The sequence below is a fragment of the Methylosinus sp. R-45379 genome, from assembly GCF_001644125.1.
Lineage (GTDB): Bacteria > Pseudomonadota > Alphaproteobacteria > Rhizobiales > Beijerinckiaceae > Methylosinus.
In genome coordinates this window covers 114207-125064 of record NZ_LUUM01000274.1, presented here as the reverse complement: position 1 = coordinate 125064, position 10858 = coordinate 114207, and the positions used below count along the sequence as shown (strand labels likewise).

The window sequence follows — 10858 nt, the reverse complement described above, 5'->3', positions numbered from 1 at the left end:
GGCCGGTTTCTTTTTGCGCATTGACGTTTTCTTCTTCGCGCAGCGTCTTGCAGCGCGTGCGATAGCGGATTAATTTCAGTCTGAAGCTCTGCGCTCATCGGGGGAAAGCGCATGTCGCGTCGTCGTATCGCGCAATTGCTCTTGCCGGCCGCTCTCGTTGCGATGAGCGCCGCTCATTCGGCGCTGGCGCGCGGCGATCTCCTTCCCGACAAAGACAGCTGCGTGCTGAAGATCGGTCCCGAGCTCATCTATTTTGCGGGCTACCAGCCCGGCGCGGCGCAGCAGAAAAAATTCTGCGAGGATGCTCCCCAATCGGGAGAGACGATCTTCGTCTTCGACTATGCGGCCCCCGAGCTTCGCGAGATGAAGGCCGGCTTTCGCATTTTGCTGCAGAGCGACGACAGCGAGGATGCGTCGAGCATGGAGGCGGCGACCGTCGCCTCGCTGCCTCCGCAGATCTATCCAAAAGGGACATTTTCTTTCGCCCATGTCTTCACCCAGCCGGGCGATTTCATCGGCGTCGTCACCATCGACGGCGCGGCCGGCGAGCATTGGACAGCGCGCTTTCCCTTTTCCGTGGGCAAGCGGCGCTTCGACATCAGCCCCTATTATCTGATCGCCGCCGCCGGCTTGCTCGCCGCGTTTCTGTTCGTCTCCAGCCGGTCGAAGCCTGCGGGCTCCCGGCGCTGATCGACTCGGCGCGACGCGCTCATCTCCTGCTGAAAAAGTATGAATTCGGCGTTCTGCGCGTCGGAGACACGGTTTACAGCCTCATTAAAATATATTAGTCCATTACATGAGTGAATTTATAGACCATAGAAGGAGACCGGTATGAGGAGCGTTTCAATCTCGCGGCGCCGCTTTGGCGCGGTCGTCGCGCTCGCCGCGAGCCTGTCGACTTTCGTCGATGCGACGGCGCAGGCGGCGAGTTCGCTGCTCAATGTCTCCTATGATCCGACACGTGAGCTCTATAAGGCGATCAATCCCGCCTTCGCCGCCGATTGGAAGGCGAAGACCGGCGAGACGATCGAGCTTCAGGCCTCTCATGCCGGTTCGGGCGCGCAGGCGCGCGCGGTGATCGACGGCCTCGCGGCCGATGTCGTGACTCTCGCGCTCGCCGCCGACATAGACGCGATCGTGAACAAGAGCGGCAAAATCGCGCCGGATTGGCAGAAGAAGCTGCCGAACAACGCCTCGCCCTACACGTCGACGATCGTCTTTCTGGTGCGCAAGGGCAATCCGAAGAAGATCAAGAATTGGGACGATCTGGCCAAGCCCGGCGTCGCCGTCGTCACCCCCAATCCGAAGACCTCCGGCGGCGCGCGCTGGAACTATCTCGGCGCCTGGGGCTATGCGCTCAAAAAATTCGGCGGCGACGAGGCGAAGACCAAGGAATTCGTCAAGGCGATTTATAAGAACGCCCCGGTGCTCGACACGGGCGCGCGCGGCTCGACGATCACTTTCGCTCAGCGTGGTCTCGGCGATGTGCTGATCGCCTGGGAGAACGAGGCCTTCCTCGCCTTCGAGGAGTTCGGCAAGGATAAATTCGAGATCATCGTTCCCACCACATCGATCCTCGCCGAGCCCCCGGTCGCGGTCGTCGATGGCAATGTCGACGCGAAGGGCACGCGCAAGGCCGCCGAGGCCTATGTGAACTTCCTCTACACGCCGGCCGCGCAGGCGATCATCGCCAAGAATTACTATCGTCCCGCGCATCCCGAATTCGCGGCCAAGGATGATCTGAAGCGCCTTCCCAAGCTCGAGCTCTTCACCGTCGATCAAGTCTTCGGCGGTTGGACGAAAGCGCAGAAGACGCATTTCGCCGATGGCGGCGTCTTCGACGATATTCAGAAGCAGTAAAGGCCCAAGGAATTCTCATGAGCGCCGCTGCGCCCGTTGCGAACAAGAAGGCTCGGAGCTTCACGGCTCCGAGCGTCATCCCGGGATTCCGGGCGACCTTCGGCTTCACCATCTTTTATCTGAGCCTGGTCGTCCTGTTTCCTCTGTCGCTGCTGATTTTCCGCGCCTCCTCGCTCGGACTTTCCGGCCTCTATGGAATAGCGGTGGAGCCGCGCGTCGCCGCGGCGCTGCGCACCAGCTTTTTCATCTCCTTCGCCGCCGCCGCGATCGATGTCGTTTTTGGCCTCATCACCGCCTGGGTGCTGACGCGCTATGAGTTTCCGGGCCGGCGTTTTCTCGACGCCATCGTCGATCTGCCCTTCGCTCTGCCCACAGCCGTCGCCGGCATCGCGCTCGCGGCGCTCTACGCGCCCAATGGCTGGCTCGGCGAGCCGCTCGCCGATTACGACATAAAGATCGCTTACACGCGTTGGGGCATTCTGGTCGCTCTGGTGTTCGTCGGCCTGCCCTTCGTCGTGCGCACGGTGCAGCCGCTGCTCGTCGAAATCGACGCGGAGCTCGAGGAGGCGTCGGCGACGCTCGGCGCGAGCCGCGCGCAGACGGTATGGCGCGTGCTGCTGCCGCCGATCCTGCCGGCGCTGCTCACAGGTTTCGCTCTGGCTTTTGCGCGGAGCGTCGGCGAATATGGCTCGGTGATCTTCATCGCCGGCAATCTCGCCTATATCTCGGAAATCGCGCCCTTGCTGATCATCGTCAAGCTCGAGCAGTTCGACTATGCCGGCGCGACGGGCATTGCGACCATCATGCTCGCCATCTCCTTTTCCGTGCTGCTGGCGATCAATCTGATCCAGGCCTGGAGCCAGAAGAGGTTCGGTCATGTCTGAGGCGATCCCATCTGCGGCGCTCGCGCCGGTCATTGCGGTCGCGGCGCCGCGCAGCGTGACGGAGGAGACGCCGCTCACGCGCAATGTGCTGATCGGCGTCGCCGTGGCCTTTCTCGGCCTCTTCCTGCTGCTTCCGCTCGCGGTCGTCTTCACCGAGGCTTGCGCCAAGGGGGCCGGGGCGTTCTTCGCCACTTTCGAGGAGCCGGACGCGCGCGCGGCGATCCGCCTCACGCTCATCGTCGCGGCGATCGTCGTGCCGCTCAATGCGCTCTTCGGCGTTTGCGCGGCCTGGGCGATCTCCAAATTCTCCTTTCCGGGCAAGAGCGTGCTCATCACGCTCATCGATCTGCCCTTCTCCGTCTCCCCGGTGGTGTCCGGCCTCGTCTATGTGCTGGTCTTCGGCTCGCAGGGGCTGCTCGGCCCCACATTCGCGGCCTATGGAATTCAGGTCGTCTTCGCCATCCCCGGCATTGTTCTCGCGACGATCTTCGTCACCTTCCCCTTCGTCGCGCGGGAGCTGATCCCGCTGATGCAGGAGCAGGGAACGGTGGAGGAGGAGGCGGCGCTGACGCTCGGGGCGAGCGGCTTCCGCACTTTTCTCACGGTGACATTGCCCAACATCAAATGGGGCCTGCTCTATGGCGTGCTCCTCGCCAACGCCCGCGCCATGGGCGAGTTCGGCGCGGTCTCGGTCGTCTCCGGCCATATTCGTGGCCTGACCAACACGATACCTCTCCAGGTGGAGATCCTCTACAATGAGTATAACATCGTCTCGGCGTTCGCCCTCGCCTCCCTCCTGGCTGGGCTGGCTCTCGTCACTCTTGGATTCAAGACGCTCCTCGAATGGCGCTACGCCGGCCAAATCGCCGGTCGGCGCCGTCACTGAGGAGACGCCGCGCCCGCATGGCGTGGAGATCCGGATCGAGCGCGTCGAGAAGGATTTCGGTGACTATCCCGCTTTGCGCGACGTCAATCTGACGATCGCGCCGGGCGAGCTCGTCGCGCTGCTGGGACCCTCGGGCTCCGGCAAGACGACGCTGCTGCGCGCCATCGCCGGCCTCTCCAATCCCGATCGCGGCCGCATTCTCTTCGATTCCGAGGACGCCACCACTTTGTCGGTGCAGGAGCGGCGCGTCGGCTTCGTGTTCCAGAATTACGCGCTGTTCAAGCATCTGACCGTCGCCGATAATATCGCCTATGGGCTGAAGGTTCGCCCGCGCCGCTCGCGTCCCTCCCGCGCCGAGATCGCCGCGCGCGCAGCCGAGCTGCTCGAATTCGTGCAGCTCGACGGGCTCGGCGCGCGCTATCCGGCGCAGCTCTCCGGCGGACAGCGGCAGCGCGTGGCGCTCGCGCGCGCCCTCGCCATCGAGCCGCGCGTTCTGCTGCTCGACGAGCCTTTCGGCGCTCTGGACGCGCGCGTGCGCAAGGATCTGCGCCGCTGGCTGCGCGAGGTGCATCGGCAGACCGGCCTCACCACGGTCTTTGTGACGCATGACCAGGACGAGGCGATGGAGCTCGCCGATCGCGTGGTCGTGCTGGACAAGGGCCGCATCGAGCAGATCGGCACGCCGGACGAGCTCTATGATCGGCCGGCCTCGCCCTTCGTGCTCTCCTTCGTCGGCGAGGCGCTGGCGCTGCCGGTGCAGGTCGCCGACGGCAAAGTGATCTTCCAAGGCAAGGAGCTGCACGTCTCCTCGGAAAATCTGCGCAATGGACCGGCGCGCGTCTATTTCCGTCCTGCCGACATCGCTCTGCATGGCGGCCAGATCGGCGCGCTCGAGGGCCGGGTCGAGGCGGTGCGCCGCACGGCTGCGGGCTTGCGCGCGTCGATCTCCATCCCCGGCTATGACCAGACGGTCGAGGTCGACACGGTTGATCGGGCCGGAACGACGCTCGGCAGCAGCGTGCCGCTGTCGTTGAACAATGTGCGGATTTTCTCGACCGCGGCCGAGGAGACGCTCGGCGACGGCGCGGGGATATAGGGGCGACCAAGCCGCGCGAATCCTTCTCCCGCGCGCGGGAGAAGGGGCGCGGCGGCGATGTTCGCCTTTTGGCGCATGGATTGCTTGTCTTTCTTGTCTGATCCGGTAGGCGACACGCGCCTTCATGCCCAGGCGAAGGAACTTCGACCTGGGAGATGGCGATGCGATCGCTCGGACGCAGCCGCAGCATGTGCGCTTGGGATGACTTCGCAGGCGACGCCAAAGCGCTCGACGATCTTCTCGCGGCCGACGGGTCTGGCGCGCTGCCGCCTTTTCTCTTTCTCTCGCAGCCGGGCGTCGACGCGGCAGATCAGCGGCGCTGCTCTGAGCTGTGGACGCGCGATCGGCGCGCCGCCGCGGTCGCGGCGCGGCTCGCGCTCGACTTCCGCTTCAGCGCCGCCGAGGGGCGGAAGATCAGGCTCGGCTATCTCTCCAATGATTTCCACGATCACGCGACCGCGCTGCTGCTGATCGAGACGTTGGAGGCGCATGATCGCGAGCGCTTTTGCGTGAACGCCTATTCCTATGGGGCCGATGACGGCAAGACCATGCGCCGACGGCTCATGGGCGCTTTCGACTCCTTCGTCGACATAGAGGCGCTCTCCGACGGCGACGCCGCCCGGGCGATCCATCACGACGAGGTGGACATTCTCATCGATCTCAAAGGCTTCACCGCCAATGCGCGCAGCGGCATTCTGATGCTGCGCCCGGCGCCCGTGCAGGTGAATTATCTCGGCTATCCGGGCACGCTCGGCGAGGATATCTGCGACTACATCGTCACCGACGATTATGTGACGCCGCTCGCCTCCGCCGGCGATTATTCCGAATCCTTCGCCTATATGCCGAATAGCTATCAGCCGCGCGGCCGCGCCGGGCCGATCGGGACAATACCGACGCGCGAGGCCGTGGGGCTGCCCGAGCAGGGCGTCGTCTTTTGCTGCTTCAACCAGGCCTATAAATTCACGCCGGAGATTTTCGACGTCTGGTGCCGTCTGCTCGACGCTGTGCCCGGCAGCGTCCTTTGGTTGCTCGCCGCGCCTATGGCGGAAGGCAATCTGCGCAATGAGGCGTGGAACCGCGGCGTGAACGGGGCGCGTCTCGTCTTCGCGCCGGATATGGCCCAAGGCGAGCATCTCGCGCGGATTCAGCTCGCCGATCTCGTGCTCGACACAGCGCCCTACAACGCCCACACCACGGCGAGCGACGCTCTCTGGGCCGGCGTGCCGATCGTCACTTGCAGCGGCTCCACATTTCCTTCGCGCGTCGCCGGCAGCCTGCTGCGCGCGGTCGGGCTGACGGAGCTGATCGCTGCGGATCTCGACGATTATTTCGATCTCGCCTATCGGCTGGCCACCGATCCCGCCGGCCTCGCGAAGATCAAGGCGACGCTCTCGGATAATCGGGCGAGCGCCGCGCTCTTCGATGTTCCCGCCTATACGCGCGATCTCGAAGGCCTCTATCAATCCATGTGGAATCGTCGATCCGCAGGCCTGCCGCCGGCGCTCATACCGGCGGCTTGAAGGCGAGAGTGTTTTCGAGCGAATTGGGAACCGGTTCGCATGAAGAAAACACAAAAGCGCTCTGGTTCGATCTGAACCGGAACGACTCTAGTTGGAGATATTGCCGGGGCCTTCTGGCCGCGTGGGATCGGCGCCGAGGCCCAGCCGTCCGACCGTGCCCGAGAAGTTATATTTCTGGCGTTCGCGGTCCGGTCCCGAGCTGGTCTCGGTGGTCTGCGAGTCGCGGGGCCGTGGCAAATCTTCCGAGCGTTTCGTTTGGGCCTGCGCGATCGAGCACATCATCGCCATCGCCAGGACGAAGGCCGACTTCGACGTGAGCATTGCTGTCTCCCTTGTCTTTTTGGAGAGGCTGGACCCCGACGGCGCTGTCTCGAAGGACGCTCCTTCGACGCCGGCATGGGCTGCAGCATAGCAATGCGATTTGTATCAGAGACCAAAGCGCCGATTGCGTCGGCTCGGGGCGCTCACCAATGAAAATGCGCGCGCCTGTCGCGATTTTGCAACAGGCGCGCTGAAAGCTTTCGGATTCGACGGGGATCGCCGATTACTTACCGAACCAGAATATTCTTGAACTGCCAGGGGTCGTTCTCGTCGATATCCTCCGGGAAGAGACCCGGGCGGCCTTCGAGCGGCGTCCAATCCGTGTAGACCCCCTCGACGGGGCCGAGATAGGGCGTCTGAACCTCGAGGCAGCGGCGGAAATCCACCTCATCCGCCTCGACAATGCCGGCGGTGGGGTTTTCCAGCGCCCACACCATGCCGGCGAGGGCGGCCGAGCTCACCTGTAGGCCAGTGGCGTTCTGATAGGGCGCGAGCTCGCGCGTCTCCTCGATGGAGAGGCGGGAGCCGTACCAATAGGCGTTCTTGGCGTGGCCGTAGAGCAGCACGCCGAGCTCGTCTATGCCGTCGACGATCTCGTTCTCGTCGAGAATCTTCCAGCTCGCCTGCATCTTGCCGGCGCGGCCGAACATCTCGTGCAGCGACAGAACGGCGTCGTCGGCGGGATGATAGGCGTAATGGCAGGTCGGCCGGTAAGCCACCTTGCCGGAATCGTCGCGCACGGTGAGAAAATCCGCGATCGAGATCGACTCGTTATGGGTGACGAGGAAGCCGAATTGCGGCCCGGGCGTCGGCGTCCAGCTGCGCACGCGCGTGTTGGCGCCCGGCGACTTCAGATAGATCGCCGCGCCACAGCCGGAGGAATGCGTCCCGGCGATGTCCGGCAGCGATTTCTCATGCGTGCCCCAGCCGAGCTCGGCCGGCTGCTGACCCTCGGAGACGAAGCCTTCCACCGACCAGGTGTTGACGAAGACATCGCGCGGCTTGGGGGTCGTGGCGCGCTGCGTGTCGCGCTCGGCGATGTGAATGCCCTTGACGCCGAGCTTCTGCGCCAACGCGCCCCAATCGGCGCGCGACTTCGGCTCCTCGATGGAGAGGCCGGTGTCGGCGGCGATGTTGAGAAGCGCCTGCTTCACGAACCAGGACACCATGCCCGGATTGGCGCCGCAGCAGGAGACGGCGGTAGGCCCGCCCGGATTGCGGCGACGCTCCTCCAGCACGGTCTCGCGCAGCGCGTAATTGGTGCGCGATTCATTGCCGAGGGTGGTGTCGAAATAAAAGCCGGTCCAAGGCTCGACGACGGTGTCGACATAGAGGCAGCCCAGCTCGCGGGCGAGCTTCATAATGTCGAGCGAGGAGGTGTCGACCGAGAGATTGACGACGAAGCCCTGTCCCTCGCCCTTGGTGAGCAGGGGGGTGAGCACCTCGCGATAATTATCCTTGGTCAGCGCCGTCTTCTGAAACGCGATGCCGCGAATATCCAGCATTTCGCGATGCGTATCGACGGGGTCGATAACGGTGAAACGGCTCTTGTCATAGTCGAAATGGCGTTCGATGAGCGGCAAGATGCCACGTCCGATGGAGCCGAAGCCGATCAGAACGATCGGGCCGGTAATCTTCGCATGGACGGGCCAGTCTGCCATTTCGCTCACCTCTTGGAGTTCGAGAATTTATTGTGCGGCGCGTTACAGCAAGAGCTGCCGACATAATCAAGGAAAAACGGGGGCGGGGCTGCAATCGGGCGGCGCGGCGCGTTCCTTCTCCCGCTCTGCGGGAGACGGCGGCGCGGCGTAGCCGGGTCGGATGTGGGTCCTATCCGCTCCGCAATCTCGAACTTTTCCCCGCCCAGAGCCGTTGCAGTCCTCATCCGTAGCGCATTCGCGCGACGACGGGCGTCGCTCATTCGGAGGAAAAGCCCATTCGCGTCAGCGCTGCGGCCAGCGCCGGCTCGGGGCGCGCCCCGCTGGTGAAGATTGCGCGAGGCGTCGGCGCCGTGGCTTCGCGGTCGGGGCCGAAGCGCTCGACGAGCAGCCGATCGGCCTGGCGCGCGATGGCGGGGGCGGGGTCGATCCATTCGACCGGCCAGGGCGCGAGGCGCCGGAAAAAATCCAGCAGCAGCGGGTAATGCGTGCAGGCGAGCACGACGACATCCGTTCGCGCCTCCTCGCGCGTGACGAAGCAGGGCGCGATCTCGCGGGCGATTTCCGCGTCTGAAACAGCGGCGCCGCGCATAAAATCCTCGGCGAGCGGGGCGAGGCGCGTCGAGCCGATCAGTGTCACCGCGCAATCTTCCGCGAAGCTGGCGATGAGCGCGCGCGTGTAATCGCGCGCCACAGTGCCGGGCGTCGCCAGCACGGAGACGAGGCGCGAGCGCGAGCGCTCGGCGGCGGGCTTTATCGCCGGCACTGTGCCGACGAAGGGAAGCTGCGGCCAGCGCGCCCGCAAAGGGGGAAGCGCGCGCGTGGAGGCCGTGTTGCAGGCGATGACGACGAGATCGGGCGCCAGCTCGGCGATCAATCTTTCCATCACCTCCATGACGCGCGCGACCAGCGCCGTCTCGGAGAGCGGGCCATAGGGGAAGCCGGCGTCATCGGCGCAATAGAGCAGCGTCGCATGCGGGCGCAGCTTGGCGACTTCGGTGAAGACGGTGAGGCCGCCGAGCCCGGAGTCGAAGACGAGGATTTTGGGGACGGGGGGCGTCATGAGGGGCGGTCGGCTCGCAGTGTCCTGACGTCCCCGACTCTGCCCCCTCTCCCGCGAAGCGGGGGAGGGGTGGGGAGGGGGCTTCGCCAAGAATAGAAACCCGTTCCCCCGCGAAGATCAACCTCGCGTCAGAACGGCAGGTTGAACACGCGCGAGGGCTCCAGCGCGCCTTCGACCACCTCGCCGAAAGCGACGGGAACGCCACCGCAGGCCGCATAGACGATGCCGCCCGCTGGCGCGTCGCGGCCGCGCAGGATCAGCGAGCCGCCCCGCCGCAGCCGCGCCGCAGCGTCGCGATCGACGACGACGCAGGGCAGCTCGGTGAGGCCCGCCTCGACCGAGAGAAGCGCATTGGCCGCCTCGCCGCCCTCGATCTCGTCCAGCGTGAAGCTGTCCTCCTCGAGGAAGGGCCCGACGCGTGTGCGGCGTAGCGCGGTCACATGGCCGAAGCAGCCGAGCAGCCGCCCGAGATCGCGCGCGATGGAGCGCACATAGGCGCCCTTGCCGCATTCCATGACGAGCTTGGTCTCCTCCTCCGTCGCATCGACGATGGAGAGGCGATGGATGGTGACGGGGCGCGGCTTCAGCTCTACCGTCTCGCCTTCGCGCGCGAGATCATAGGCGCGCTCGCCGGCGATCTTGATGGCGGAATATTGCGGCGGCACCTGCATGATGTCGCCGATAAAGCGCGGCAGCAGCGCCTCGATCTCAGCGATCGTCGGCCGCTCCTCGCTCTCGCGCACGGATTTGCCGTCGGCGTCGTCCGTGTCGGTCTCGACGCCCCAGCGCACGGTGAAGCTATAGGCCTTCTCGCCATCCTGCACGAAAGGCACGGTCTTGGTCGCCTCGCCGAAAGCGACCGGCAAGATGCCGGAGGCGAGCGGGTCCAGCGTGCCAGCGTGTCCGGCCTTCTTGCCATTATAGATGCGCTTCAAGCGCGAGACGGCGTGCGTCGAGGTCATGCCGACAGGTTTGTCGAGCACCACCCAGCCGTCGACGACGGCGCGGGTCGATTTTCTTCCGTTCATTGCTGGGCGCCGTTCTCTTCGTCGGTTTGAGGCTGATCGAGATCGCGGCGCACGCGCTCGGAGTTCAGCAGCGCGTCGATGCGCGCGACATTGTCGAAACTATCGTCGATGCGGAAACGCACCTCCGGGGCGAATTTGAGATTGACGCCCTTGGCGATCTCGCTGCGCAGATATTTTTTATGGCGGTCGAAAGCGCGCAACACCTCCGGCTCGTCCTTGCCGCCGAGCGGCATGACATAGACGGTGGCGAGCTTCAAATCCGGGCTCATCGTCACACGCGAGACGGTGACGACATGCTGCTCGAGCACGGGATCTGCGATATCCCCGCGCGAAAGCATCGAAGCGATCTGATGGCGGACGAGCTCGGCGACGCGCAACATGCGCTGCGACGGCTCCGCCCCATGGGCGTGATGGGCTCTGGACATGGATATTCGCGCTGTTCGCGCGCTCCCAACGTTGCGCGGCCGTCACTCGCTTTGCAGTCGAGGACGGCGGCGCGCCGAAGGCTTGGTTGAAAGTTCGGTGGAGATCAGCGAGACGCG

Annotated in this window: 11 protein-coding genes; 6 read left to right on the top strand and 5 right to left on the bottom strand. The window is 64.8% G+C overall.

What is annotated here, in order from left to right; translation table 11 throughout:
• The first annotated feature begins 111 nt into the window (after positions 1 to 111).
• The 6 genes from A1351_RS17850 (at position 112) to A1351_RS17825 (ending at position 6246) form a co-directional block, all read left to right on the top strand.
• Positions 112 to 690 carry a hypothetical protein gene (locus tag A1351_RS17850; RefSeq protein WP_024880988.1) on the top strand — a complete coding sequence of 193 codons (579 nt, stop codon included), beginning with the start codon at positions 112 to 114 and terminating at the stop codon, positions 688 to 690.
• A 141-nt stretch (positions 691 to 831) separates the two neighbouring features.
• Positions 832 to 1860 (top strand): sulfate ABC transporter substrate-binding protein, encoded by a 1029-nt coding sequence (locus tag A1351_RS17845; protein WP_024880987.1) that lies wholly within the window; start codon positions 832 to 834, stop codon positions 1858 to 1860.
• 17 nt (positions 1861 to 1877) lie between these two features.
• Positions 1878 to 2744, top strand: a complete 867-nt coding sequence (gene cysT, locus A1351_RS17840) for a sulfate ABC transporter permease subunit CysT (protein WP_064033609.1) — start codon at positions 1878 to 1880, stop codon at positions 2742 to 2744.
• Positions 2737 to 3630, top strand: coding sequence for a sulfate ABC transporter permease subunit CysW (gene cysW / locus A1351_RS17835; RefSeq protein WP_024880985.1), 894 nt, complete (start codon positions 2737 to 2739; stop codon positions 3628 to 3630). The genes cysT and cysW overlap by 8 nt, the downstream gene beginning before the upstream one ends.
• A gap of 22 nt (positions 3631 to 3652) precedes the next feature.
• Positions 3653 to 4726, top strand: a complete 1074-nt coding sequence (locus tag A1351_RS17830; protein WP_024880984.1) for a sulfate/molybdate ABC transporter ATP-binding protein — start codon at positions 3653 to 3655, stop codon at positions 4724 to 4726.
• Positions 4727 to 4887: 161 nt separating this feature from the next.
• Positions 4888 to 6246 (top strand): hypothetical protein, encoded by a 1359-nt coding sequence (locus A1351_RS17825; protein WP_026599360.1) that lies wholly within the window; start codon positions 4888 to 4890, stop codon positions 6244 to 6246.
• An 87-nt stretch (positions 6247 to 6333) separates the two neighbouring features.
• Here A1351_RS17825 and A1351_RS17820 read toward each other — a convergent pair whose 3' ends face one another.
• From A1351_RS17820 to rbfA, 5 genes are all read right to left on the bottom strand, one after another.
• Complete coding sequence (locus tag A1351_RS17820; protein ID WP_064033608.1) at positions 6334 to 6567, bottom strand: hypothetical protein; 234 nt, start codon at positions 6565 to 6567, stop codon at positions 6334 to 6336.
• A 227-nt stretch (positions 6568 to 6794) separates the two neighbouring features.
• The gene (locus A1351_RS17815; RefSeq protein ID WP_024880981.1) at positions 6795 to 8228 is read right to left on the bottom strand and encodes a homospermidine synthase; all 1434 of its coding nucleotides are present in this window, start codon (positions 8226 to 8228) and stop codon (positions 6795 to 6797) included.
• A 256-nt stretch (positions 8229 to 8484) separates the two neighbouring features.
• Complete coding sequence (gene murI, locus A1351_RS17810) at positions 8485 to 9288, bottom strand: glutamate racemase (RefSeq protein ID WP_024880980.1); 804 nt, start codon at positions 9286 to 9288, stop codon at positions 8485 to 8487.
• Between the two features lie 128 nt (positions 9289 to 9416).
• Entirely contained in the window at positions 9417 to 10316 is a 900-nt protein-coding gene (gene truB, locus A1351_RS17805) for a tRNA pseudouridine(55) synthase TruB (RefSeq protein WP_024880979.1), read from the bottom strand.
• A complete protein-coding gene (rbfA, locus tag A1351_RS17800; protein ID WP_024880978.1) occupies positions 10313 to 10741 on the bottom strand; it encodes a 30S ribosome-binding factor RbfA in 429 nt (142 codons plus the stop codon). The genes truB and rbfA overlap by 4 nt, the downstream gene beginning before the upstream one ends.
• Positions 10742 to 10858: the final 117 nt, after the last annotated feature.

Excerpts from the sequence above, each read along its gene's own strand:
- A1351_RS17850 (WP_024880988.1), top strand. The coding sequence starts at position 112 with ATGTCGCGTCGTCGTATCGCGCAATTGCTCTTGCCGGCCGCTCTCGTT.
- A1351_RS17845 (WP_024880987.1), top strand. The coding sequence starts at position 832 with ATGAGGAGCGTTTCAATCTCGCGGCGCCGCTTTGGCGCGGTCGTCGCG.
- cysT (WP_064033609.1), top strand. The coding sequence starts at position 1,878 with ATGAGCGCCGCTGCGCCCGTTGCGAACAAGAAGGCTCGGAGCTTCACG.
- cysW (WP_024880985.1), top strand. The coding sequence starts at position 2,737 with ATGTCTGAGGCGATCCCATCTGCGGCGCTCGCGCCGGTCATTGCGGTC.
- A1351_RS17825 (WP_026599360.1), top strand. The coding sequence starts at position 4,888 with ATGCGATCGCTCGGACGCAGCCGCAGCATGTGCGCTTGGGATGACTTC.
- A1351_RS17820 (WP_064033608.1), bottom strand. The coding sequence starts at position 6,567 with ATGCTCACGTCGAAGTCGGCCTTCGTCCTGGCGATGGCGATGATGTGC.
- A1351_RS17815 (WP_024880981.1), bottom strand. The coding sequence starts at position 8,228 with ATGGCAGACTGGCCCGTCCATGCGAAGATTACCGGCCCGATCGTTCTG.
- murI (WP_024880980.1), bottom strand. The coding sequence starts at position 9,288 with ATGACGCCCCCCGTCCCCAAAATCCTCGTCTTCGACTCCGGGCTCGGC.
- truB (WP_024880979.1), bottom strand. The coding sequence starts at position 10,316 with ATGAACGGAAGAAAATCGACCCGCGCCGTCGTCGACGGCTGGGTGGTG.
- rbfA (WP_024880978.1), bottom strand. The coding sequence starts at position 10,741 with ATGTCCAGAGCCCATCACGCCCATGGGGCGGAGCCGTCGCAGCGCATG.